We start from the raw sequence: 24,753 nt of genomic DNA on the forward strand, positions 1-24,753 counted from the left end.
ACGAACGACACGCCCGAGAGCGCCATGACCCACCAGCCCATCTCGCTGCCCGCAGCGAAACAGCATCGTCTCCTCTGGCCCCTCATGGCGACGCTACTGGTCGTCGGCTGGAGTTCCGGCTTCGTCGGCATTCGCTATGCAAGCGAAGAGGCGAGCGTAATGCTGGTTCTGTTCTGGCGCACGCTTTTGTCGGGGGTGATCCTGCTGCCCTTCGCGCTGATCATCGGTCCGCGGCTGCGGATGCGCGGCGTCGTGGAACAGATGCTGTTCGGCGTCATGTCGGTCTTCCTTTATCTCGGTGGCTTCGCACTGGCCATCGAACAGCGGGTTCCGACAGGACTGGTCGCACTCATCTCGGACCTCTTGCCGTTGGCGATTGCCGCGCTGTCGCAACCCGTTTTGGGCGAACGCCTGAGCGCGCGGCAATGGTTCGGAACGGCAATCGCCGTTCTCGGTGTGCTGATCGTCTCGTTCGACAGCCTCAGCATCGGCACGGCCCCGTTGTGGGCTTATGGATTGACGGTGGGCTCCATGCTTGTTTTTGCGCTCGCCTCGGTTCTGCACAAGCGACAGCGCACCCGGCACATGCCCGTGCACCAGAGCCTTTGCATCCATACCCTCACCGGTTCGGTGCTGTTCGGGCTGTGCGCTATGATGCAAGGGAACCTCGCCCCGCCGTTGACGCCCGCTTTCGGCGTGGGGATGGTCTGGCTGGTTCTGTTCGCAACCTTTGCCGCCTATTCGGTCTACTACACGAGCTTGCGTCTCTTCCCGGTGGCCCAGGTCAGCGCTGCGATCTATCTCAGTCCGCCTGTCACCATGCTGTGGGCCTGGGCGCTGTTTTCCGAGCCGCTGACCCCGGCTGTCTTGGTGGGGCTGACGGTGACGCTGGTCGGCGTTTGGATGACTTCGCGCGGCTGAGCGTGGCTGAGCCCTCAAGAATCTTTGATGGGGAACTGCGTGTTTCCACAGGCTGAAGCGGGGCAGCGGCAGTGAAGCCTTCTCAACCCCATCGTGCAGACGGCGAAGATACGGAGTTTCGCACCACGAGATCGGGCCTGAGGAATATCTCGGTCTCGGCCGGGCTGCGGTCGGAGAGAAGCTCCAAGAGAAGCGCCATGGCGTGTTTGCCGATCAGCGTGCGCGGCTGGCGGATCGTCGTCAAAGCCGGCGTCATGAATGTCGCCTGCGGCACGTCGTCGAAGCCTGTGACCGAGAAATCGCGCGGTATGTCATAGCCGCGTGTCTTCAGCCCGATCATCACGCCGAGTGCCGTCTGATCGTTGACGCACATGAATGCCGTCGGCAGCGTGTCGCGCACGAAGAGCCGCTCGACGGCAGCCCTGCCGCTCTCGAGCGTGCCGTCGCCCTCCTGGACCAGCCGAAGTTCCGCCGGCACCCCCGCCGCATCGAGGCCCGCATCATAGCCGGCGCGCCGCCGCTTATAGGCAAGGCGGGTCCGCGAATCGCCGATGAAAGCGATCTTGCGATGACCTTCGGCGATGAGGAGGTCGACCACCTTGCGGGCGCCCTCGACATCGTCGACACCCACATAGGGTATGCCGCCGTTGAAGACGGGCTCGAATATGCCGACGCTCGGCGGCAGCCGCGCCGCTATCGTCTCGTGGCCGAAGGGCAGGATGCCGGTAAAGAGGATCAGACCCGCCGCCTGGTTGGAGTTGAGAAACTTCAGATATTCGACCGCGCGCTGGGCGTCGTTCTGGGTATGGCCGATCAGCACGCCGTATCCGTGCGACCGTGCCTCGTTTTCCAGGCCGACCAGGATGCTCGAAAAGTTCGGATCGCCGATATCCGGGGCGACGACCAGGATCATGTTCGAGCGGCCGAGGCGCAGGCTGCGAGCCATGGCATTGGTCGTATAACCGGTGATCGCGATCGCCTGGTTGACCTTCAGCCGCGTGGATTTGGCGACCTTCTCCGGGTTGTGGATTGCCCGCGATACCGTCGCGATCGAAACTTCAGCGATCCTGGCGACGTCTTCGATGGTTGCGGGCGTGGAATCCGACACTGCGCTCTGCCTTGCGTCTCCCTACTGCGTGTTTCCCTAAATCCCGATTTAGAGATAAAAACAAGCAGCTAATCAATCTGCTACGGCGGACTTTGCGTGTCTGACAAGAACGCGCGGCGCTGTACACGGCGGGACACTACACACACCGCGGGCAACGTCAAAGGCGGTCCGGCAAATTCCTGTGCATGCCGTTATGTAAACCTTTACATCGGTAGTGTAAAGGTTTACATAACGTCCATGGGCGGTCGGGAGCCGCAATGGGGGAAATCGATGAATCCGGAGACGGTAGACGCCGCGCGCGTCGTGCTGGAGGCGCGGCGGATCAGCAAGTCATTCAGCGGCGTGCAGGTGCTCTTCAGTGTCAATTTCGAGCTTCGCGCCGGCGAGATCCATGCCCTGATGGGCGAGAACGGCGCCGGCAAGTCGACCCTCGTCAAGATTCTTTCAGGGTTCGAGCAGCCGTCTTCGGGCGAGGTCCTGCTCGATGGCCAGCCGGTAACGCTTCCCGCAAACGGCGCGGCCGAAGCGCTGGGCATCGTCATCATTCATCAGGAATTCAATCTCGCCGAACATCTGACTGTTGCCGAAAGCCTGTTTCTCGGTCGCGAGGTGACCCGTTTCGGCGTGCTCGACCGAAAGTATATGCGCGCGGAGGCGCGCCGGGTTCTCGATCTGCTCGGCTGCCACGTAGACGCCAACGCGCTGATCGGCAGTCTTTCAATCGCCGAAAAACAGATGGTCGAGATCGCCAAGGCCATCAGCCGCGACGCGCGGATCGTCTTCATGGACGAACCGACGGCCGTTCTCTCCCGCGAGGAGACCAACTTCCTTTTCCGGCAGGTGCGCAAGCTGCGCGATAGAGGCACGAGCTTCGTCTTCGTGTCGCACAAGCTCGACGAAGTCATCGAACTGACCGACCGGGTGACGGTGCTGCGCGACGGGCAGTGGGTGAAGACCGCCGCGACATCGATGCTCGACGGCGAGTCGATTGCGCAGCTCATGGTCGGCCGCGAAATGTCGAGTCTCTATCCCGCCAAGAATGAGCCGAACGTCGACGAAGAGGTCGTGCTGCGAGTCGACGCCGTCTCGACCGACTATGTGAAGGACGCCAGCTTCGAGGTGCGCAAAGGCGAAATACTGGGCTTTTCGGGCATGATCGGCTCCGGCCGCACCGAACTCATGGAAGCGGTCGCCGGCCTCAGGCCCCGCCTGTCGGGCGAGGTGACGATCCGTGGAGAGACCGCGCCTTCAGGCGACGTGCACGCGGCCAACCGGCGCGGTCTTGCCTACATGACCAAGGACCGCAAGGCGAAAGGCCTGTTGCTCAACTCCGGCATGACGACGAACCTGACCTTGCAGTCGCTCGGCCGGCATGCCCGCATCGGCTATCTCAGCCCGGCAAGCGAGGCGGCTGCGCTCGAAAGGGCCCGCCGCCGCTTCGACATCCGCGTGCGCGACGGCAATGTCGTCGCCAGGCGCATGTCCGGCGGCAATCAGCAGAAGCTGCTGCTCGCCAAGGTGATGGAAACGGAACCGGACATCATCATCATCGACGAGCCGACACGCGGCATCGACGTCGGCACCAAGCAGCAGATCTATCATTTCATCTCGGCGCTCGCGCGCGACGGCCGCTCGATCATCGTCGTCTCTTCGGAAATGCCCGAGGTCATCGGGCTTTGCACCAGGGTCGCGGTGATGCGCGAGGGACGCATCGTCGGCATGCTCGAAGGAGACGAGATCTCCGAGCAGGAGATCATGCGCTACGCAGCCGGACTGAAGAAAATGGCTGCCGCCTGACCGCTTGGACGCGCGGCGAAGGCAGGCACAGGAAAAGGATTTCCCCCGGCTCGGGGGCGGGAGAGGTTGATCTGGACATGAGCGTGAACGAGGAAAGCATCCAAAGCACAACGCACCGCCGGACGTGGCGGGACGTCGATCTCAGGGCCGTGGCGCCGTTTGCCGCCCTTGCACTGCTGTTGATCGTCGGTGCCATGGTCAACCCCAACTTCATCAGTCTCAACAACCTCGCCAACGTTGCCACCCGCAGCGCCTTCATCGCCATCATCGCTGTTGGCGCCACCTTCGTCATTTCCGCGGGCGACCTCGACCTTTCCGTCGGCTCGATGGTCGCCTTCGTGGCGAGCCTGATGATCCTGTTCATGAATTCCGGCGTGATTGCCGATCCGGCACTGATGCTCACGGCCGCGGTTCTCTTTGCGGTCGTCGCCGGTAGCGCCTGCGGCCTCGCCAACGGGCTGATCACCACGGTCGGCAGGATCGAGCCCTTCATCGCGACGCTCGGCACGATGGGCATCTATCGCGGCCTTACCACCTGGCTTTCGCAAGGCGGCGCGATCACCCTGCGCGAGCCGGAAATACAGGAGCTCTATCGCCCGGCCTATTTCGGCAGCATCTTCGGCATGCCGGTGCCGATCGCGATCATCCTCGCGGTCACTGCCGTCGCCGCCTTCATCCTTTATCGCACACGTTACGGCCGGCACGTGGTCGCGGTCGGCTCCAACAGCGACGTGGCTCGCTATTCCGGCATCGCCGTCAATCGCGTGCGCACCATCGCCTTCGTCATCCAGGGTCTCTGCGTCGCCGTCGCCGTGCTGCTCTACGTGCCGCGCCTCGGCTCCACCTCGGCCACGACCGGCATCCTCTGGGAACTGCAGGCCATCACCGCCGTCGTCGTCGGCGGAACGGCGCTCAAGGGCGGCGCCGGCCGCGTCTGGGGCACGATCTGCGGTGCCTTCATTCTCGAATTGGTCGGAAACATCATGCTCCTGTCGAACTTCATCAGCGAATACCTGATCGGCGCGATGCAGGGTGCGATCATCATCATCGCGATGCTCGTCCAGCGCTCGCTGGTACGCAAATCGTGACCAAGCCGGATCGAGCGCGATCCGGCCACATCAACCAAGACCTAGAATCATTGGGAGGAAGAAGCATGCGAAAGGGATTAATGGGCATTGCCGCCGTCACGATGATGGCACTGACGGGTGCAGCCCATGCACAAGACAAGAACGTCACGATCGGCGTGTCGATCCCGGCGGCCGACCATGGCTGGACCGCCGGCGTCGTGTTCCACGCCGAGCGCGTTGCCAAGCTGCTCATGGAGCAGCATCCGGGCCTCAACGTCATCGTCAAGACCTCGCCGGATCCGGCGAGCCAGGCCAACGCCGTGCAGGACCTCGAAACCCAGGGGATCGACGCCCTCGTGATCCTGCCGACCGACCCCGATCCGCTGGTCAATGCGATCAAGGAAATCAAGGGCAAGGGCACCTTCGTGGCGCTGGTGGACCGCGCGCCCTCGACCAACGACAACAGCGTGCGTGACCTCTATGTCGCCGGCAACAACCCGGCACTCGGCCAGGTCGCCGGCGAATACATCAAGGCCACGACGCCGGAAGCCAAGGTGGTCGTCATTCGCGGCCTGCCGATCCCGATCGACCAGCAGCGTCAGGACGGCTTCGACAAGGGCATCGCCGGCTCCAAGGTCGAAATCCTGGACCGCCAGTACGGCAACTGGAATCGCGACGACGCCTTCAAGGTCATGCAGGACTACCTGACCAAGTATCCGCAGATCGACGTCGTTTGGTGTCAGGATGACGACATGGCCGTCGGGGTGCTGCAGGCGATCGATCAGGCCAAGCGCACCGACATCCAGTATGTGGTCGCCGGAGCCGGTTCGAAGGACATGATCAAGCGGGTCATGGACGGCGACAAGATGATCCCGGTCGACGTGCTCTACCCGCCGGCAATGGTCGGCACGGCACTCGAAATGACCGTTGCCAACTTCTACGGCCAGGTCCCGGTTCGCGGCACCTACACGATCGACGCGACGCTGGTGACCAAGGAAAACGCCAAGGACTTCTATTTCCCCGATTCGCCGTTCTGACCGGACGTCGGAGCTAATCAAGACACGGCCTGCCTGAGGCTTTCTCCTCGGGCGGGTCTTTTTCTTTCGCGTTTATGCAACGGGCTACCCCCTCTGCCCTGCCGGGCAGAGGGGGTAGCCCGTGGGCGCCTTCGCGGCCGCCTGTAATCAGCCTCACCCCGCCGGAAAACCCGCCACCACCTTCAACCCTCGACCGGCGTCACCCTCGTCCAGCCGCATGGTCCCGCCGTAAAGCCCGACGATTTCCTCGACGATCGGGAGGCCCAGTCCGGTACCGGGGGCTTCCTCGCCGCCGCGCCGGAAACGCTTGAGCGCCGCCTCGCGCAGCTCCGCCGGAATGCCCGGGCCATTGTCCTCCACTTCCAGCAGGACCGCGTGGTCCCCGCTCCCGACGCGCACGGTCACCTCCGCCCCGCGGCCGGCATAAAGCAACGCGTTGCCGATCAGGTTCTTCAGGAGTTCGCCGATAAGCAGGGGCTCGGCGCGGATCCAGTGCTCGCCCTCGCCGGCAAAGCCGAGATCGATGCCGGCTTCGCCCGCCGCCGGTACGTGGTCCGCCGTGACGGCGCGGGCAAGCCCGACGAGTTCGACCCGCTCCAGTCCCCGCGCCTCGTCTCGGCCCGCGGCATCGATCTTGGCCATCAGCAGCAGCTGCGCGAGAATGCGCTCGGCATTGGCGACGGCCTCGTCCGCCTTCATCGCCGCCGCCCGGGTTTCCTCGATCGTCGTCGCCCGCTGCGCAAGCGCAAGCTGCGTGCGGATGATAGCAAGGGGGGTTCTGAGCTGATGGCTGGCATTGCCGGTGAAGTGCCGCAGGGCATCGAGGGCCGATTGCAGGCGGACCATGAAAGAGTTCACGGTATCGACGAGCCCCTGGACTTCGTTCGGCACCTGCTCGCGGATCGGATGCAGATCGTCGGGGCTGCGCTCGGCGATCGCATCGCCAAGCCGATAGAGCGGCCTCAGGGAAAAGGTGACGGCGACCCAGACGATCATCGCCGCCCCGGCGATCATCAGTCCGAGGCGCAGGGCCGAGCGGATGATGATGGTCTGCGCGAGCTGGCGCCGGGCGATCGTCGTCTCCGCGACGGTGACGACGAAGGGAACGGAATTGACCCCGGTCGAGGCGGAGCGTCTGAGTGCCGCGACGCGGATAGGTTCGCCGCGAAAGACGGCATCTGCGAAGCTCGTCGATTGACCGGTGCTTTCGGAAAGCGAAGGCAGGGTCTGATAACCGGTGATGAACTCGCCGGGCGGGCCGTCCACCCGGTAAAAGACCCGGTCCTGCGCCGCCGATGTCAGCATCTCGAGCGCAACATAGGGGATGTCGACCTGTAACGAGCCGTCTTCGGCGACGACCACGCGCTCGGCGATCGCCAGCGCCGATCCGGCAAGCACCCGGTCCGAGACGGCATTTGCCGTCTTGACGGCTTCCCGGTAGGTATCCGCCAGCGCGACGACGCCGATCACGGCTGTCGAGATCAGCAGCCAGCCGAGCAGCCTGCGCCGCAGCGAATAGACGACCTTTCCGGGGGCGGCTGTCATTCGGGACCGGCCGTCTTGTCGAGATAATAGCCGATGCCGCGGGCGGTCCGTACGGTCAGCCCGAAGGGCGCCAGCCGCTTGCGCAGCCGGCTCACATATTGCTCGATCGCATTGGGGCTCAGATCGTCGTCCAGGCCCGTCAGCGATTGCACGATGGCGTCCTTGGCGACGACCTTACCGGCGCGCATGAACAGAAGCTCGAGAAGACCGAGCTCGCGCGCCGGAATCTCGATCGGCATGCCTGCCGAGGAGAAACTGCGCGAGGTGAGATCGAGCGAGACATTGCCATAGCTGACGACGGAGGCCCGCAACCCCGCCTGCCGGCGCAGGAGGACGCGCACGCGCGCCTCGAACTCGCCGATATCGAAAGGCTTGATCAGGTAATCGTCGGCGCCGAGGTCGAGTCCCTTGATCCTCTCCTCCGGCGTACCGCGCGCCGTCAGGATGAGAACCGCCGCGCGGTTCTGCCGTGCCCGCATGGCACGCAGCACGTCCAGGCCATCCATCTCCGGCAGGTTCAAATCGAGGATCACCAGATCGAAGCTCTCGGCCGCGGCAACCGCATGCGCGGATGCGCCGTCGCTCACGAAGTCGACGGCATAGCCGCTGCCCCGCAGAAGCGTCGAAAGGCCCTCCGCCAGGGCCCGATTGTCCTCAACCAGCAAGATACGCAATATCGCCTCTCCCCGGGATCACTCTATCGCTCGCGAGCTTGCTTGTGAACGGCAGCGCTCTCAGGCATTGTGAATTCATGCGGTTCTTGATTTCTCTCGCTTTTTTGATCCTGTCGGCCGCGGTCGCCAAGGCCGCGCCGACGTTCTTCCCGGCTCTCTCCGGTGACGGCGCCGCACCGGTCCTAACCGTCTATTCCTCGCTCGACGAACCCCTGGCGAGACCGATGATCGACGGCTTCCAGAAGGCCAATCCCGATGTCGCGGTCCGCTACGAGGACATGCTGACCGGCGAGATCTACGACAGGATCGTCAAGGAGACCGATGCCGGCGAGAAGACCGCCGATTTCGCCTTTTCCTCCGCCATGGACCTGCAGGTCAAGCTCAGCAATGACGGTTATGCGCAACGCAGCGACCTGCCTATGAGCGGACGCTGGCCTGCCTGGGCAAACTGGCGCAACACGGCTTACGCTCTCACCTTCGAGCCGGCCGTCTTCGTCTACCACAAGCCGAGCTTTCGGCACGAGCAGCCGCCGGCGACGCGCGCCGAATTCGTCGATTACCTCAAGCGGAAAGGAAACGCCGTCTTCGGCCGCATCGGCACCTACGACATCGAACGCTCCGGCGTCGGCTTCCTCTTCATGTCGCGCGACCAGGAGCAGTTCGGCGACATCTGGACGGTGATCCGCACCATGGGGTCGGCCGGAGTGAAGCTCTATTCGACCAGTCAGGCGATCCTGGAGAGGATTTCGGACGGGCGCTTCGTGCTCGGCTACAACATCCTCGGCTCCTATGCGGCCGACTGGGCATCGCGGCATCCCGATGTCGGCATCGTGCTGCCGAAGGACTATACGGTCGTCATGTCGCGCATCGGGCTGGTGCCGCAGGCCGCAGCCGCCCCCGAACTTGGCCGCCGCTATCTCGAATTCTTCATGTCGAAGGAGGGCCAGACGATCATGGCGCGGGAGCTGCAGATCCCGGCGGTCAGCCCCGAAGTCGCCGGCGAGAACACCGCGAACACCATGCGGGAAATGCTCGGAGGTCAGTTGAAACCCGTACCGGTCAGTCCCGGGCTGATGGTCTATCTCGACCAGGTCAAGCGGGCGCGGCTGATTGCCCGCTGGAACGAGATGCTGCGCCTGCAGTGAATAATAAGCAGGCAAACAAGTCATTTACGCGAAACGGACTTGATGTCAGGTTAATGTCAGCTTTCTATGTTGCTTAAGGTCGCCGGCGAACCGTGGAGGCGGACCGCCGGCAGCGTATCGGGAGGATTCACCAGTCCGGTCTAAGGTCGCCGTCGATGTCGACCAGCCGCTTCTCCCCTTCGCGAACGATAATCAATGTGCGCGTGACGAAGCGCGCCTCACGGAGGACCGACCTTGAAACACTTCTTCCTCGCATCCATTCTCGCCGGCGCAATTGCTCTGCCGGCCTATGCCGCCGACTACACGATCATCGCGCCGGCCAATCCCGGCGGCGGCTGGGACCAGACCGCCCGTTCGATGCAGACCGTCCTGCAGCAGGAGGGCATTTCCGGCAACGTGCAGGTCCAGAACGTTCCGGGCGCCGGCGGCACGATCGGCCTTGCCCAGTTCGCAAGCCAGCAGAAGGGCAACCCGAACGCGCTCCTCGTCGGCGGTTACGTCATGGTTGGCGCCATCCTCACCAACAACTCGCCGGTCACCCTCAAGGACGTGACGCCGATCGCGCGGCTTACGGGGGAATACGAAGCGATCGTCGTTCCCGCCGCCTCCGAGATCCAGACGATGAAAGATCTCGTCGAGGCGCTGAAGAAGGATCCGGGCGCGGTTTCCTGGGCAGGCGGCTCGGCCGGCGGTACCGACCATATCGCGGTAGGCCTGATTGCCAAGGCCGCTGGTGTCGATCCGACCAAGATCAACTACATCGCCTATTCCGGCGGCGGCGAGGCGCTTGCCGCGATCCTCGGCAGCCAGGTAACCGCCGGCATTTCCGGTTACGGTGAATTCGAGTCCCAGGTGAAGGCCGGAACGCTCCGTCTGCTCGCCGTCTCCAGCGCCGAACGCCTCGAGGGTATCGACGCGCCGACGCTGAAGGAATCCGGCGTTGACGTCGTGGTCGAAAACTGGCGCATGGTCGCCGCTGCCCCGGGCCTCACGGAAGAACAGAAGGCGGCAGTCTCCGCCGACATCGAGAAGCTTGCCAAATCCGCAGGCTGGCAGGAAGTACTGAAGACCAAAGGCTGGCAGGACACCTATCTCGCTGGCGCCGCCTTCGACGAGCAGCTCGCCAAGGACATTTCCGCCACGGAAACCGTCCTGAAGGACATCGGGCTGGTCAAATGAACAAGGGGAACAACCCTTCCGTCGAAACGCGCCGCCCCGACCGGGCGGCGCTGGTCATCGCCGCCGTTCTGGCAGCAATCGCCGGTGTGATCTTCTGGGACGTGTCTCGCCTGAGCGGCCTTGCCGGCTACTCGCAAGTCGGGCCGATGACCGTGCCCTACGCGATCGCCTGCTGTCTCATCGCGCTTGCGGTCTGGACGGCGGTCGAAGCCTGGCGGGGCGACTTTCCCGAACGCGAGCACCAGCAGGCGGGTCCGGTTGTCTGGATCGTCGCCGGACTTGCAGCGCAGATGCTGCTCTTGAACACGCTCGGCTTCTCGATCGCGACCGGCATTCTCTTCGCCCTCACGGCCCGCGGCTTCGGCAAACGCAAATTGTGGCTGACCGTGCCGGTCGGCGTCGTGTTCAGTTTCATCGTCTGGGCTGTCTTCGCCAAGCTGCTGCAATTGTCGCTGCCCGCAGGGCCGCTGGAACGCCTGTTCTTCTAGAGCGGGATCAGGAAAAGTGTGTGCGGTCTTTCGCCCGCATCCCGCTCTTAACCTATCAGATCGATCACGTTCATGATTTCAGGTTCGATCCTGGAATCACCGTGATCTAAAGAAGGCCGACGACCATGGGTACTTTCGATTTCCTGCTGCAGGGGCTGCTGGTCGCTGCCCAGCCGATGAACCTTCTCTACGCACTCATCGGCGTAACGCTCGGCACCGCCGTCGGCGTGCTGCCCGGCATCGGTCCCGCATTGACCGTCGCACTGCTCCTGCCGGTCACCTATCAGCTCGATCCGGCCGGGTCGCTCATCATGTTCGCCGGCATATATTATGGCGGCATGTATGGGGGTTCGACGACGTCGATCCTTCTCAACACGCCCGGCGAGAGCGCCTCGATCGTCACCGCCCTCGAGGGGAACAAGATGGCGCGTGCCGGCCGCGGCGGTCCGGCGCTTGCCACGGCAGCCATCGGCTCCTTTGTCGCCGGCCTCATCGCCACGCTCGGACTGGCCTTCATTGCGCCCTATATCGTCAAGCTGGCGCTCGTCTTCGGCCCGCGCGAATATTTCGCGCTGATGGTGCTCGCCTTCGTCACCGTCTCCTCCGCCTTCGGCGACTCGACGCTGCGGGGGCTCACCTCGCTCTTCGTCGGCCTGACCCTTGCCTGCATCGGCATCGACCAGCTGACCGGCCAGGCGCGCCTTTCTTTCGGCGTGCCCGACCTCCTCGACGGCATCGAGGTGACGACTCTCGCCGTCGCCATGTTCGCGATCGGCGAGACGCTGTTCATCGCCGCGCAAGGCGACCGCGGCCCGGACAAGGTGGAAGCGGTCAAGGGCTCGGTCTGGATGAGCGCCACGGATTGGGCGCGCTCCTGGAAGCCGTGGCTGCGCGGCACCTTCATCGGCTTTCCCATCGGCGCCATGCCGGCCGGGGGCGCCGAGATCGGCACTTTCCTCTCCTATGCGGCGGAGAAGCGCCTGACCAAACATCCGGAGGAATTCGGCAACGGCGCCATCGAAGGCGTGGCTGGCCCGGAAGCCGCCAACAACGCATCCGCTGCAGGCACGCTGGTGCCGCTCCTCACGCTCGGCCTGCCGACCACGGCGACGGCCGCGATCATGCTCGCCGGCTTCCAGCAATACGGGCTGCAGCCGGGGCCGCTGCTCTTCGCCACCAATCCGCAGCTGGTCTGGGGTCTGATCGCCAGCCTCCTCATCGCCAATTTCATGCTGCTTGTCCTCAACCTGCCGCTGATCGGCCTCTGGGTGAGGCTGTTGACGATCCCGAAGCCGTGGCTCTATGCGGGCATCCTGCTCTTCGCAACGCTCGGCACCATCGGCGCCAATCCCTCGGTCTTCGAACTCGGCATGCTGCTGGCCTTCGGCCTGCTGGGCTACGTCATGCGCGTCTTCGGCTATCCGATCGCGCCGGTGGTCGTCGGCCTGATCCTCGGGCCGCTCGCCGAACAGCAGCTCCGCAGGGCGCTCTCGATCAGCCAGGGCGACATCACCGTGCTCTTCACGTCGCCGATCGCGGCCGTGCTCCTGGTGATCGCCGCGCTCGCGCTGGTCGTGCCGCTGATCCTCAGGGCTCGCGGCCGCGGCGAAGTGCTCGCACAACTCGCCGCCAGCGAAGACTGAGCGGCTTCCGACGATCTGGCAGGCCCCGATCCGGCTGCCGCCCCTATTGCTGGACGCGTGCGGGCCTGCTTTCGCTGCATGGCTGGGCTGAGGTTTTGTGCATTGCAAAACAACCCCGCCGGACCCATCTTTTGCTCATCGAATAGAAAACGAAAGCGAGCAAGAGATGACCAGCAAGAACCGCATGGGCTTCATCGGCCGCGCCTTCGCCGTACTCGGCGCCGCAACCGCTGCTGCCGCCGCCGTCGAAGGCCATCGCCGCCCCAAAGCACAGGATCTCCGCACCCTCGGCATCGATCCCGCAGCCTTCCCGGGCAATCGCCGGGGCTGACCTGCCCGGCGTCCCCAGCCTGAAACAGGATCGCGTCGCCATCAGGCGACGCGATCCTGTTTCAGGGAACTGCCCTCCCATTGCGACCGTCGTCCGAACGGCTTCAACATCAACCGGACGCGAATGATCCTCCCGGCCGTTGCGCCGAGGTGTGACAGGTCGGCTCGCCGCTTCGAACCGGACCCATGCCCTGCCCGGGTGAACTGCCATTTCATGGTGAATGTGCAGGGCGACCAATCCGTCCCGATGATATCCGTCAGCGCTGTGATGCCGTCCTTCGGCCTGTTCAACGGTCCCCGTCACGAACTGGCAGGGAATGTGAAAAGGCGCCGGAATGGGAAGATCTTCAAATAAAAATGGCGCCGGCAAACTGGCCGGCGCCACCAAGATTTTACAGTCCCGCGCGCTTTGAGCTCACGCGGGCATCCAACAAGAGATCAAGCGACCTTGGCAACCGCCGTCGGCACGCTCGCGATCGTCTTCAGGATGACCGAAGCGATCTGGTAGGGGTCGCCCTGGGAGTTCGGGCGGCGATCTTCGAGATAGCCGCGGTAGCCGTTGTTGACGAAGCTGTGCGGAACGCGAATGGAGGCGCCGCGGTCGGCCACGCCGTAGCTGAACTTGTCCCACGGCGCCGTCTCGTGCTTGCCGGTCAGGCGCAAGTGGTTGTCCGGGCCGTAGACGTTGATGTGGTCGTGCAGGTTCTTCTCGAAGGCGGCCATCAGCGCTTCGAAATAATCCTTGCCGCCGACTTCGCGCAGATAGGCAGTCGAGAAGTTGGCGTGCATGCCGGAGCCGTTCCAGTCCGTGTCGCCGAGCGGCTTGCAGTGGAACTCGACGTCGATGCCGTATTTCTCCGTCAGGCGCAGCAGAAGGTAGCGTGCCAGCCAGACTTCATCGGCAGCCTTCTTGGAGCCCTTGCCGAAAACCTGGAATTCCCATTGGCCCTTGGCCACTTCGGCGTTGATGCCTTCGTGGTTGATGCCCGCGGCCAGGCAGATGTCGAGATGCTCTTCGACGATCTGGCGCGCGATGTCGCCGACATTCTTGTAGCCGACGCCGGTGTAGTACGGGCCCTGCGGCGCCGGATAGCCCTGCTCCGGGAAGCCCAGCGGGCGGCCGTTCTTGTAGAAGAAATATTCCTGCTCGAAGCCGAACCAGGCGCTTTCATCATCGAGGACCGTTGCACGGGTATTCGACGGATGCGGCGTCTTGCCGTCCGGCATCATGACCTCGCACATGACCAATGCGCCATTCGTGCGGACCGGGTCGGGATAGACCGCAACCGGCTTCAGCACGCAATCGGAGCTGCGCCCTTCGGCCTGCTGCGTCGAGCTGCCGTCGAAGCCCCAGAGCGGAAGCTGTTCGAGCGTCGGAAACGCGTCGAATTCCTTGATCTGCGTCTTTCCGCGGAGATTTGGGACGGGCGTGTAGCCATCGAGCCAGATGTACTCGAGCTTGTACTTGGTCATTAGCGAATCTCTCTAACGTGGTGCTGCATGGTTTGAGCAAATCCTGACAGCTTCAGCGCTACACAACGCCCAACCGCCAGGGATCGGATACCATGAAGCATCAAGCGTGCCAGTTGGGCGCTGGAGAGAGACTTTTTTCGGCCGGCGGCACCGCGGCGGGGCGAATCGGCGCGGACGCGCCCCGCGGACGCAGCCGGAAAAGATCGTCGGCGGGACCCGCAAAGGCCGGCATTTTCACGCGGTTCGGGGCCGGCCTGGGTAGGAAAACAAGCAGCAATTCAAATCGATACCGCGGTCTCCTCACTTGCGGAAAGGTGCCTGGAGCCGCTTCTCCTTTTCATCCTTATCGGCGTCCGCGGCCCGAACATTTCTGCCCAAAAATTATTTGGCAGGCGCCGCTGCCTAAAAAATCGCACTTGCGACCGTTGCATCCGTGAATGCCCCGGACAATGCTCGCAATTCCAGCACGGAATTGAACGAAATTTCGGCAATTCGCGTAAATCATGTGCAAATCCTGCCTGGTTGCACTATGTTTCTCCCCAGAACTCACGGGAGACCAGAGCATGGCCACGAGTCTTTACGGCAAGTCTGCGACGATCCTGAAGTTTCCGGCCGCTGTGTCACGGAAGGCCGAGGAACGGCGTTCCGAAGCCCAGCGCAAACTGGACCTCGCACCGTCGGACGTGTGCGCCGCCGTCGATGGCTGCTGGTATCACGAAGAAGCCCTGAGCGACGATACGAAGCACTGAAACGGAGCGGTCATTCCCGCTCACCGCCGCCCGCCGACCTCGTCGATGTGGTGCAGCATATCGGCCGGGTCGTCGAAAATGCGGTAGGCGCCGGCTTGCCGCAGTTCCTCATGTCCGTAGCCTCCGCTCAGCAAGCCGATGGCCAGGGCACGGCAGCGCACCGCCGCCAGCATATCCCAGATACTGTCGCCGACCACCACTGCCGTCTCGATCGGGGCGCCGAGCTGTTCGGCGGCGGCGAGAAAGAGATCCGGATCGGGCTTGGCATATTTGACGAGGTCTCGCGTCACGACCGGCACGACCGCCGGATCGACGCCGAGAGCGGCGAGATTGACGGCGGCCGTCTCCATCCGCCCGCTCGTGGCGATCGCATAAGAGATCTTCGCATCGGTGAGCCACGTTAGAAGCTCGCGCGCGCCGGGCAACGGTCTTATGCTGTCTGCCTGCCGCCTGTAGGCGTCGGCGTGGCGCTGACGCAATCGCGCAACCCTGTCACCGCTGATTTCCATATTCGTCTCGCGCAGGAGCTGGTCGGTGAAGAGCCCGCCGCTCATGCCGATCTTGCGATGGATGCGCCAGACCGAAAGGTCGATCCCTTCCGCGTCGAGGGCTTCCTTCCAGGCAAGCACGTGCTGGTAGACGCTGTCGACGAGTGTGCCGTCCAGATCGAACAGGAAGACGGGTTCGATGCGCATGCTCTTTCTCCCGGTAACGCGCGTCCCATCGGACGCACGGGCCATGGCGCCGTCACCTGCGGAAACATGGGTCAGGTTTCGCAGCCGAACAGACAGCCTGTCTACTTTTCCTTTGTGAACCCTGATCGCGTCTGCGTGCAAGTGCAACTACCCCATCGCATGGCGAATGGTTCTCGAAATCCGGGTCAGGAAGGCCGGCCGCGAGGAAGCGACGAGCTTCCATGAAAGGACCGCCTGCGCCATGCGCCGCGGCAGCAGCCCGACGGAGACGAACCAGGCTGCCAGCATGGCACGACGGCGCAGCGAGACGTTCATCTGCATGCTGGCGACGGCACCGTGAGCGGCGAGGCCGAGCCTCGAATCCGCAGCCACCGGATGGCGTGCGCCGTCCACGCAGAGCGATGCAAGACGCTCCTCCAGATGCACCGGGTCGCGCAGGTTCGCTTTCGGCGAAACCGATAGACCGACATCGGCCGCCTGTTCGTTGAGGGCATGCAGTCGGTGAAAATCATGCTCCACCCGCCAGCGCGCCCTCTGCCCGAGTTTTTCGGCGAAGACAGAATGATTGCTGCCGTGCATTCGGTAGGCGCCGAGGCAGGCTTCGAGCGACGTCACCTTCCCGTAGAGCGGGGCGAGCGTGACAAGGTAGCCGTCTGCACCCTGCCGGAACTCGGCTTCCGGAACCGGCATGATGACATCGAGAGCCGAGCGTGCAAAAGCCAGTCCGCTGGTGACCGTCGTCTGATATCGTGCGCGGCGCGCCAGTTGCGGCGTTACGTCACCGGAGTCGAACGGGACCTCCGGGGGCGGGAAGATGTCCTTGACGCGCAGATCCTCGTCCACCAGATGCAGCCGGAACTGCATCTGGGCCGTGTCGTCGCTCCATTGGGCAAGCAATTCGGAAACGGCAGCCGGGTAGAGATAGTCGTCGGCGTCGAGGAAGAGAACGATCGCCCCTCGACTTGCCGCAAAGCCGGTGTTGAAAGCGGCTGCGTGACCGCCATTTTCCTCCCGCAGGCAGGCCTTGATCCGTCCGCCGTAGGACGCGATCACCTCCGCCGACCCGTCGGTCGACGCATCGTCTACGACGATGACCTCGACCTGCGCGTAGTCCTGGTCGAGGGCGCTGTCGATCGCGCGGCTCAGGAACCGCGCATAATTGTAATTCGCTATGATGATGGAGACAGGAAGATGGTCTCGAATGGAATGCATCGCAGTGAACCTCGCTTTTCGGCTTTGGTCGCGGCGAACCTTCTCATGCAGGTCCTTGAGGGTGATGCCCGTCCCGAAAGCACAGCCTCTCGGGCTGTGGTGAAGACAACGGCGCGGTTGCGCCGGGCGGGCGGCGAAGATCGTGCTCGATCCTGCGTGAGCCTCCCCAGTTTTGTGGCATTTGAGTGACCGCTGCAGCGGCGGCACGCCGGTCTGCAGCCTTGCCGTGCCGACGATCGAGCGTATGCCCGGATAGGCAGCAAAGTGACCTCGGTTGACGCGCCTCCGGCGGCTGATATACCAGTTTTGCAGCCAGAACGACGCAGGGAGGAAGCCGCGTGGATGCCAGACACCCCAACTACATGAAGGTGATCGCCACGCGATTGACGGCGCGAGGCGCAACATTGCAGCCCGCGAACGCGATGCCGGTCGCAGGCACCGGACAAGCAGGCACCGGAAACGGATGGGCCTTCTGATGCGGCTTTCGAGAAAGACGATCGACCGCCTGCCGCCCACCGTCAAAAGACCCGATTACGACCTCGCTCCAGTTAGCGTCGGCATCGTACACCTCGGTATCGGTGCCTTTCATCGCGCGCACCAGGCGGCGTACACCGATGCGCTGCTCTCCGAGAATCCGTCCTGGGGCATCTGCGGCGTCTCACTGCGCAGCTCGGAAACGCGCGACGCGCTTCAACCGCAGGACGGGCTCTACACCCTCGCCGTCCAGGACGGCGAAGGCTCCGATCTCAGCGTGATCGGCAGTGTCGTCGAGCTCCTTTGCGCGCCGGAGGACCCGGAAGCCGTCCTTCGCCGCATGGCAGACCCCGCCACGCGTATCGTGTCGCTGACGATCACCGAGAAGGGCTATTGCCACAATCCGGCAACCGGCACGCTCGACGAAGGCCACCCGGACATCGTTCACGATCTCGCAAACCCCGCGCGGCCGCGATCGGCAATCGGCTTCATCGTCGAGGCGATTTCGCGTCGCGTCAGCGCCGGTATCGCCCCCTTCACGCTGCTCTCCTGCGATAATCTTCCGGGGAACGGCCATGTCCTGAAGCGTATCGTCACGCAGTTCGCGGAACTGCGCGATCCGGCCCTCGCCGCCGTCATCCGCAACGTCGCGTCGCCTTCGACCATGGTGGACCGCATCGTTCCGGCCACCACCGACGGTGACCGGAGTGCGGTCGCAGCGGCAATGGGGCTCGAAGATGCCTGGCCGATCATGACCGAACCCTTCCGGCAATGGGTGATCGAGGAGGATTTCCCGCTCGGCCGCCCGGCATGGGAAAAGGCGGGAGCGCTCTTCGTCCAAGACGTCTCCGCCTTCGAGTTCATGAAGCTCCGGCTTCTGAACGGAAGCCATTCCACACTCGCCTATCTCGGCTATCTCGCCGGTGCCGAGACGGTGGCGGATGCCATGTCCCTTCCGGGCATGGAAGCTTTGGTCGAAGGGTTGATGCGCCACGAGGTGAGCCCCACCCTTCCGGAACTGCCCGGCTTCGACCTTCCGGCCTATCGGGCCGAACTCCTTCAGCGCTTTCGCAATCCGGCGCTTCGCCACCGCACCTGGCAGATCGCAATGGATGGCTCGCAGAAGCTGCCGCAGCGCCTCCTCGGCTCGATCAGGGACCGGCTGCACGCCGAGGCCGGCTATGACCGGCTCGCGCTCGGGGTCGCCGCCTGGATGCGCTATGCGCGCGGCCTGGACGAGGCGGGGCGTCCCATCGACGTGCGCGATCCGCATGCTGCCCGGATTGCCGGGCTTGCGCAGGGAATTGACGAGCCGGATCGCATCGTCGATGCCTTTCTGACGATGACGGACGTCTTCGGCACGGACCTTCCGGCGAGCGCTCCGTTTCGCGCCGCGCTGATCAAGGCGCTGGATGGACTCCTCCGGAACGGGTCGGCGGCGACGCTTCGAAGCTACGGGGCTTAGAGCGGGACGAGGCAAAAAAGTGTATGCGGTTTTCAACCCGCATCCCGCGTCTCAACTTCTTGGAACCGATCACGGTCCTGTTTTTAGGTCGACCCGACCTTAAAACATCGTGATCTAAGAACGGGCGAAGGAAGGCCATGTTCGATCTCAGCGGCAGGACGGCTCTGGTTACCGGCGGCGGACGCGGCCTCGGCCTCGAGATGGCGAAGGCGCTCGCCAGGGCCGGCGCCTGGACGGTGATCAACGGCCGCAACGGCCAAGGCCTGGAAGAGGCGCGCAAGCGGCTCCAAGGCGACGGCATCGAGATCGGGATTGCGGCCGGCGACATAACCCGCGATGCTCCGGCGATCATCGCCGCCACGGCCGAAAAGACGGGCGGGCTCGACATTCTCATCCACGCGGTGGGCGAACGCGACCGACGCGGGACGGAAGCGATGGAACCGCACGAATTTGCGGCTCTGTTGAACACCGACCTGACCGCGGCCTACGCCATGGCAAAGACCGCCCTTCCCTATCTCAGGCGCTCCGCGGCCGGTCGGTTGATCTTCGTGACCTCGATCGCCGCCTTCGCGGCGCGGGCCGGCGATCCCGCCTATACGGCGGCGAAGGGCGGGCTCGCCGCACTGACGCGCTCGCTCGCGGTCGAACTCGGCGCCGACAATCTCACCGTCAACGCGATCGCGCCCGGCTGGTTTGCAACCGAGACCAATGCGCATCTCGCAGCCGATCCGGCGCTCAAAGCCTTCGTCGACGTCCGCATTCCGCTGAAGCGCTGGGGGCGGCCGGAAGAGATCGCCCCCGCCGCCGTCTTCCTCGCCTCGCCGGCCGCGAGCTTCGTCAACGGAATTACGCTCACCGTCGACGGCGGAATGACCGTGCAGATGTGAGGATTGGTGGATGCCGGCAGGCCAGAGGGGGCAAGCTACCCCTCCTTCGCCTCCTCGTTCCCCCTGAGCAGATGGATCAGCGCGGAGAAATCCTCTGCCCCGTGACCGAGCTTCTCGAAAAGGCTGTAAAGCTGTGTCGCCTGTGCCCCCATCGGCGTCGCCGCACCGCTGGCGCTGGCCGCCTGCTGCGAGAGTTTCAGATCCTTGAGCATGAGGCTCGCGGCGAAACCGGGCTTGTAGCCACCATTTGCAGGCGAGGTCGGAACCGGGCCGGGCACCGGGCAATAGGTCGTCAGCGACCAGCACTGGCCCGACGAGGTAGAGGCCACGTCGAAGAGCGCCTGATGCGAGAGGCCGAGCCGTTCGGCGAGCACGAAGGCCTCGCAGACCGCCGCCATGGAAACGCCGAGGATCATATTGTTGCAGATCTTCGCCGCCTGGCCGGCGCCGGCGTCGCCGCAATGGACGATCTTCTTGCCCATGGCTTCGAGCAGGTGCTTGCCGCGCGAGAAGGCGCCCTCGCTCCCTCCGACCATGAAGGTCAGCGTAGCGGCCGCCGCCCCCGCCGTGCCGCCGGAAACAGGCGCGTCGAGCGAAGGGCAGCCAGCCCTTTCGGCAAGGCCGTGAACCTTGCGCGCGCTTTCGACGTCGATCGTCGAGCTGTCGATCAGAAGCGTGCCGGGATCGACGAAGCCGAGCAGTTCGTCCCACACATAAAGGACATGCGCGCTCGCCGGCAACATGGTGATGACGCATTCCATCTCACGCACGGCCTGCGCGATCGAGCCGGCGACCGAAACGCCCGTCTTGGCGGCGGCATTGCGCGAAGCTTCCGACAGATCGAAGCCGGCGACCGCGTGGCCCGCCTTCACCAGATTGGCGGCCATAGGTCCGCCCATGTTGCCAAGCCCGATAAAGGCGATCTTCGTCATCTTGCCTCTCCTCCTCAACTGAACCTGTCGCGAACTGCTCGCGCCTTATGCCTTTCCGGCGAAGAGCGGCGCGCCGTCATTCCTCCCGAAGCGGGCGAGCATCTCGGGGGTAGCTTCCGACAGCCCGACCGACCATTTCGGATTCCTGTCCTTGTCGATCACCGCGGCCCTGACGCCCTCGTAGAAATCCGGATTGGAAAGCATGGCGAGGGTGGCGGCATATTCCCGCTCGAGGCATTCGTTGAGCGTTGCGCTGGAGCGCCCTGCCCTTAGGAGCGACAGCGTCAGTTTGAGGCTGATCGCCGATCGGGTCTTCAGGAGTTCGAGCGTCTCGCCCGCGAAATCCGACGCGTCCTTCTCCAGTGCCGCGAGGATTTCCTCCACGGCATCGAAGGCGAAGCAGCGGTCGATGACGGACAGATGGTCGAGCAGGGCCGATGCCGGGGGTTCGCTCGAAACGGCGCGGATCGCCGCCGAAACGTCATCGGCCGTGGCCGAGGCAGAGAGCGAGGCGATGAGCTCGCCTATCCTCTCGGAGGGAACGAAACTGTCGGCGAGCCGCGCATGGATGACCGCCGCCGCACCGACATCGCGGCCCGTCAGCCCGAGATAGGTACCGAACTCGCCGGGCGCGCGCGGCAGGAGCCAGGTCGCGCCGACATCGGTGAAATAGCCGATCCCCGTTTCCGGCATGGCGAAGCGCGTCCTCTCGGTCACGATCCGATGGCTGCCATGGGAGGAAACGCCGACGCCGCCGCCCATCACGATCCCGTCCATGATCGCGATATAGGGCTTGGAATAGGCTGAAATTCGGCTGTTGACGACGAACTCCTCGCGCCAGAACTGCGCGCCCTCCTCAGGCCGTTCGCGGCCGCTTTCGTAGATCATCCGGATGTCGCCGCCGGCGCAGAGGCCCCGTTCGCCCTCGCCCGTGACAAGCACTGCGGCAATCTCCGGGTCGCGCTCGAACTCGGTCAGCGCCGCAGCGATCGCGCGGATCATCCTGCGATTGAGGCTGTTCAGTGCGCGCGGACGGTTGAGCCGCAGCCTGCCGATCGCGCCCTGGCGCTCGACAATGACCTCCGGAAGCGTGGTCTGCATCTCCATCGAAAATCCTTCCTAGTTCCGTCCCATGATCGCACGCGACACGATCAGCCGCATGATCTCGTTCGTACCTTCGAGTATCTGGTGCACCCTCAGGTCGCGGACAATCTTCTCGACGCCGTAGTCGGCGAGATAGCCGTAGCCGCCATGCAATTGCAGTGCGTCATTGGCGACAGCAAAGCAGCGATCTGTGACAAAACGTTTGGCCATCGCGCAGAGCTTCGGCGCCTCCGGGTCCGCCGCATCGAGGGCGCAGGCCGCCCGCCAGAGGAAGGTCCGAGCGATTTCCAGATCCGTCGCCATATCGGCGAGGCGGAACTGCAGCGCCTGGAATTCGCCGATCGCCTTCCCGAAGGCCCGGCGCTCCTGGACATAGGCAAGCGCCTTGTCAAAAGCGGATTGCGCGCCGCCGAGCGAGGCGGCGGCGATGTTGAGCCTCCCGCCGTCGAGACCGGCCATGGCGATCCTGAAGCCCTCGCCCTCGGCACCCAGCCGGTTCTCGACGGGAACGCGAACATTGTCGAGCATCACCGCCCGCGTGGGCTGGGCATGCCAGCCCATCTTCTTCTCATTGGCGCCGAAGGTGAGCCCAGGAGCGTCCTTCTCGACGACAAAGGCTGAGATCCCCTTCGGCCCTTCCTCGCCCGTGCGCGCCATGACGATATAAAGGCCGGACTCGCCGGCACCGGAAATGAACTGTTTCTGGCCGGTAAGCAGATAGGCGTCACCCTCGGGCACCGCCTTTGTCTTGAGCGCGGCCGCGTCCGAGCCGGAGCCGGGCTCCGTCAGACAGTAGCTCGCCAGAACATCCATCGTGAGAAGCGGCGGAAGCAGGCGCCGGCGCTGCGCGTCCGTGCCGTAGCGATCGATCATGCCGGCGCACATATTGTGGATCGAAACGAAGGAGGCGATTGCGGGGCAGCCGGTCGCGAGCGCCTCGATGATCATTGCCGCGTCGAGACGGGTAAGTCCCGTTCCGCCGACGTCGTCGCGGACATAGATGCCGGCCATTCCGAGCGCGGCCGCCGCGCGCAAAGTCTCCACCGGAAAATGCTTCTGCTGGTCCCAGTCGATTGCGTGGGGCGCGATCTCGTCCCGGGCAAAATCGAGCGCCATCGTGCGGATGGCCTGCTGTTCCTCGGAAAGGCGAAAATCCATATGCATGTCCTCCCTGACCCGCATATCGCTGCTGCAATGCTTAGTTACAGCAAAACCCGCACAGGCACAGACGCAAATGCACACAGTATCTGTTCAGAAACGAACAGGACGCTAGGCGCAGCTCTACGTCTCGCTAAGACGATACGGCAGAGCGCCGCGCATGTCATGATCGACGATGAGCTTGCGCTTCAGCGGCGGCACGGCACGGCTCGCACATCTGGTGCGCTCGCAGATGCGGCAGGAAATGCCGATCGGATCGTAGGCGGCGCGGTTCCCGAGATCCATGTCGTCGGCATAAACGAAGGCATCGGCGTAGGAGATTTCGCAGCCCAGCGCCAAGGCATAGCGGGGATGCGCGGCCCGGTAACCGCCGCCGCCCTTGGTGATCTGGGTCGCGAGACAGAGGTAGCGCACGCCGTCCGGCGTCTCGGCAAGCTGGCGGATGATGCGGCCCGGTGTCTCGAAGGCCTGATGCACGTTCCAGAGCGGGCAGGCTGCGCCGAAGCGGGCGAATTGCAGCTTGGCGGCACTGTGCCGCTTGGTGATGTTGCCGGCCCGGTCGATCCGCGCGAAGAAGATCGGAATACCCTTCTGCCCCGGCCGCTGCAGCGTCGAAAGCCGGTGGCAGACCTGCTCCAGCGAGGCACCGAAACGGGCAGCAAGAAGCTCGACATCGTGGCGCAGGTCGCGTGCGGCTTTCGAGAACGGCTGGTAGGGGAGGATCAAGGCGCCCGCAAAATAGTTCTGCAGACCGATGCGGCAGATCTCATAGGCTTCCTCCGTTCGGAAGCCGGCGCTTCCCGCCACCCGGTCGATCTCCTCGCGGGCGTGCATCTGTGCGATCTGCAATGCGAGCTGGAAGTCGCGTGTCGCCGCCGGCGCGTAAGGATTGAGCGTGAGTAGGCGGGCGCGGGGATCGAAACGGCGGATCGCCTCGTCACCCGCTGCCCCGCGCACGACACGTATCCCGTGGCGCGCCTCCAGATAGGCGGCGAGGGCCGCATGGTTGTCGCCATCGCCCAGGCCGAGCTCGCCCGCAAGCGTCTCGGCGAGCGTATCGATTTCATGAATATAGTTGTCGACGAAATGGAAGAAGTCGCGGACCTCTTCATAGGGCGTCGTCTCCACCAGGGACGCACCACGGCCGATCGTGTCGTCGATGCTGGCGAGCTGCTCGCTGTTGCGCCGATAGGCCTGATGACAGGAGATCAGCGCATGGGCGAGCCCCGGCGCATTCTGGGCGACGAGCTTCAGCTCCTGCAGGCTCGGCGAATAGGTTTCGAAGAGCGGGTCGCTCAAAGCTTCCGACAGTGCCGAGAGCAATCGGTCGCTTTCGCCCGAGGATAGTTCGGCGATGTCGATCTGGAACTTCTCCGCCAGTGCGAGCAGCACCGCCGCGGACACGGGACGCTGATTGTTCTCGATCTGATTGAGATAGCTCGTCGAAATTCCGATGCGCTCGGCGAACTGCCCCTGCGTCAGTCGCTTGCCATCCCTGAGATCCCTGACCTTGCGGCCGATATAGAGCTTCCCGATCGCCATCCTTGCACTCGTATTCGCAACTTTGCAGTTTGCGCTTCGCAATTTTATATGTTCCACATTTGCACATCATCGGCGGTTTTTCCATCAGGCCTTCGGCGCTATTGCGAAGGCAGGCAAGCCTCTGCACA

The 24,753-nt window shown here is 64.0% G+C and carries 23 protein-coding genes; 12 read left to right on the forward strand and 11 right to left on the reverse strand.

All coding sequences use genetic code 11. The features are described from left to right. Positions 1–24 precede the first annotated feature (24 nt). Positions 25–921, forward strand: a complete 897-nt coding sequence (locus AC5J09_RS10010; RefSeq protein ID WP_324764539.1) for a DMT family transporter — start codon at positions 25–27, stop codon at positions 919–921. Positions 922–1,003: 82 nt separating this feature from the next. Here AC5J09_RS10010 and AC5J09_RS10015 read toward each other — a convergent pair whose 3' ends face one another. Next, a complete protein-coding gene (locus AC5J09_RS10015) occupies positions 1,004–2,029 on the reverse strand; it encodes a LacI family DNA-binding transcriptional regulator (RefSeq protein WP_324764538.1) in 1,026 nt (341 codons plus the stop codon). Positions 2,030–2,299: 270 nt separating this feature from the next. Between AC5J09_RS10015 and AC5J09_RS10020 the strand changes: the two genes are divergently transcribed. The 3 genes from AC5J09_RS10020 (at position 2,300) to AC5J09_RS10030 (ending at position 5,930) form a co-directional block, all read left to right on the forward strand. Then, a complete protein-coding gene (locus AC5J09_RS10020) occupies positions 2,300–3,826 on the forward strand; it encodes a sugar ABC transporter ATP-binding protein (RefSeq protein WP_026168724.1) in 1,527 nt (508 codons plus the stop codon). 77 nt (positions 3,827–3,903) lie between these two features. Continuing rightward, positions 3,904–4,914, forward strand: coding sequence for an ABC transporter permease (locus AC5J09_RS10025; RefSeq protein ID WP_324764537.1), 1,011 nt, complete (start codon positions 3,904–3,906; stop codon positions 4,912–4,914). A 65-nt stretch (positions 4,915–4,979) separates the two neighbouring features. Further along, positions 4,980–5,930, forward strand: coding sequence for a substrate-binding domain-containing protein (locus tag AC5J09_RS10030; RefSeq protein WP_026168723.1), 951 nt, complete (start codon positions 4,980–4,982; stop codon positions 5,928–5,930). 153 nt (positions 5,931–6,083) lie between these two features. Here AC5J09_RS10030 and AC5J09_RS10035 read toward each other — a convergent pair whose 3' ends face one another. Together AC5J09_RS10035 and AC5J09_RS10040 are read right to left on the reverse strand one after the other, a co-directional pair. Further along, positions 6,084–7,475, reverse strand: a complete 1,392-nt coding sequence (locus AC5J09_RS10035) for a sensor histidine kinase (RefSeq protein WP_324764536.1) — start codon at positions 7,473–7,475, stop codon at positions 6,084–6,086. Then, positions 7,472–8,149: a response regulator transcription factor gene (locus AC5J09_RS10040; protein WP_324764535.1), complete on the reverse strand. Its 678-nt coding sequence runs from the start codon at positions 8,147–8,149 to the stop codon at positions 7,472–7,474. Before AC5J09_RS10040 ends, AC5J09_RS10035 begins: the two co-directional genes overlap by 4 nt. A gap of 77 nt (positions 8,150–8,226) precedes the next feature. Here AC5J09_RS10040 and AC5J09_RS10045 point away from each other — a divergent pair, with 77 nt between their 5' ends. The 5 genes from AC5J09_RS10045 to AC5J09_RS10065 all read left to right on the forward strand — a co-directional run bounded on the left by AC5J09_RS10045 (position 8,227) and on the right by AC5J09_RS10065 (position 12,935). Beyond that, on the forward strand, positions 8,227–9,294 hold the full coding sequence (locus tag AC5J09_RS10045) for an ABC transporter substrate-binding protein (RefSeq protein ID WP_324764534.1): 1,068 nt from the start codon (positions 8,227–8,229) through the stop codon (positions 9,292–9,294). A gap of 234 nt (positions 9,295–9,528) precedes the next feature. Next, positions 9,529–10,473: a Bug family tripartite tricarboxylate transporter substrate binding protein gene (locus tag AC5J09_RS10050; protein WP_018096193.1), complete on the forward strand. Its 945-nt coding sequence runs from the start codon at positions 9,529–9,531 to the stop codon at positions 10,471–10,473. Further along, positions 10,470–10,961 carry a tripartite tricarboxylate transporter TctB family protein gene (locus AC5J09_RS10055; RefSeq protein WP_275599429.1) on the forward strand — a complete coding sequence of 164 codons (492 nt, stop codon included), beginning with the start codon at positions 10,470–10,472 and terminating at the stop codon, positions 10,959–10,961. Before AC5J09_RS10050 ends, AC5J09_RS10055 begins: the two co-directional genes overlap by 4 nt. 125 nt (positions 10,962–11,086) lie before the next feature. After that, entirely contained in the window at positions 11,087–12,604 is a 1,518-nt protein-coding gene (locus tag AC5J09_RS10060; RefSeq protein WP_018096191.1) for a tripartite tricarboxylate transporter permease, read from the forward strand. A gap of 166 nt (positions 12,605–12,770) precedes the next feature. Beyond that, entirely contained in the window at positions 12,771–12,935 is a 165-nt protein-coding gene (locus AC5J09_RS10065; RefSeq protein ID WP_198516669.1) for a hypothetical protein, read from the forward strand. Positions 12,936–12,976: 41 nt separating this feature from the next. Here the strand turns inward: AC5J09_RS10065 and AC5J09_RS10070 are convergent, their stop codons facing one another. Next, positions 12,977–13,225, reverse strand: coding sequence for a DUF6065 family protein (locus AC5J09_RS10070; RefSeq protein ID WP_494297535.1), 249 nt, complete (start codon positions 13,223–13,225; stop codon positions 12,977–12,979). A gap of 147 nt (positions 13,226–13,372) precedes the next feature. Beyond that, positions 13,373–14,407 carry a glutamine synthetase beta-grasp domain-containing protein gene (locus AC5J09_RS10075; RefSeq protein WP_018096189.1) on the reverse strand — a complete coding sequence of 345 codons (1,035 nt, stop codon included), beginning with the start codon at positions 14,405–14,407 and terminating at the stop codon, positions 13,373–13,375. A 563-nt stretch (positions 14,408–14,970) separates the two neighbouring features. On the opposite strand from AC5J09_RS10075, the gene AC5J09_RS10080 reads away from it, so the two are divergent. Continuing rightward, a complete protein-coding gene (locus tag AC5J09_RS10080) occupies positions 14,971–15,156 on the forward strand; it encodes a DUF2735 domain-containing protein (protein ID WP_018096187.1) in 186 nt (61 codons plus the stop codon). Positions 15,157–15,176: 20 nt separating this feature from the next. Here the strand turns inward: AC5J09_RS10080 and AC5J09_RS10085 are convergent, their stop codons facing one another. Both AC5J09_RS10085 and AC5J09_RS10090 read right to left on the reverse strand, forming a co-directional pair. Then, on the reverse strand, positions 15,177–15,851 hold the full coding sequence (locus AC5J09_RS10085) for an HAD family hydrolase (protein ID WP_018096186.1): 675 nt from the start codon (positions 15,849–15,851) through the stop codon (positions 15,177–15,179). Positions 15,852–15,998: 147 nt separating this feature from the next. Further along, positions 15,999–17,063: a glycosyltransferase family 2 protein gene (locus AC5J09_RS10090; protein ID WP_324764533.1), complete on the reverse strand. Its 1,065-nt coding sequence runs from the start codon at positions 17,061–17,063 to the stop codon at positions 15,999–16,001. A gap of 463 nt (positions 17,064–17,526) precedes the next feature. Between AC5J09_RS10090 and AC5J09_RS10095 the strand changes: the two genes are divergently transcribed. Together AC5J09_RS10095 and AC5J09_RS10100 are read left to right on the forward strand one after the other, a co-directional pair. Continuing rightward, a complete protein-coding gene (locus AC5J09_RS10095) occupies positions 17,527–19,002 on the forward strand; it encodes a mannitol dehydrogenase family protein (RefSeq protein WP_324764532.1) in 1,476 nt (491 codons plus the stop codon). A 137-nt stretch (positions 19,003–19,139) separates the two neighbouring features. Beyond that, positions 19,140–19,889 (forward strand): SDR family oxidoreductase, encoded by a 750-nt coding sequence (locus AC5J09_RS10100; RefSeq protein ID WP_100671284.1) that lies wholly within the window; start codon positions 19,140–19,142, stop codon positions 19,887–19,889. A gap of 35 nt (positions 19,890–19,924) precedes the next feature. Here AC5J09_RS10100 and mmsB read toward each other — a convergent pair whose 3' ends face one another. The 4 genes from mmsB to AC5J09_RS10120 all read right to left on the reverse strand — a co-directional run bounded on the left by mmsB (position 19,925) and on the right by AC5J09_RS10120 (position 24,625). Further along, complete coding sequence (gene mmsB, locus AC5J09_RS10105; protein ID WP_018096180.1) at positions 19,925–20,821, reverse strand: 3-hydroxyisobutyrate dehydrogenase; 897 nt, start codon at positions 20,819–20,821, stop codon at positions 19,925–19,927. A gap of 45 nt (positions 20,822–20,866) precedes the next feature. Beyond that, positions 20,867–21,928, reverse strand: coding sequence for an enoyl-CoA hydratase/isomerase family protein (locus tag AC5J09_RS10110; RefSeq protein ID WP_324764531.1), 1,062 nt, complete (start codon positions 21,926–21,928; stop codon positions 20,867–20,869). Positions 21,929–21,940: 12 nt separating this feature from the next. Continuing rightward, positions 21,941–23,083, reverse strand: a complete 1,143-nt coding sequence (locus tag AC5J09_RS10115) for an isobutyryl-CoA dehydrogenase (protein WP_324764530.1) — start codon at positions 23,081–23,083, stop codon at positions 21,941–21,943. 123 nt (positions 23,084–23,206) lie between these two features. After that, on the reverse strand, positions 23,207–24,625 hold the full coding sequence (locus AC5J09_RS10120; protein ID WP_102763672.1) for a helix-turn-helix domain-containing protein: 1,419 nt from the start codon (positions 24,623–24,625) through the stop codon (positions 23,207–23,209). Positions 24,626–24,753: the final 128 nt, after the last annotated feature.

The organism is Sinorhizobium sp. (genome assembly GCF_059070375.1).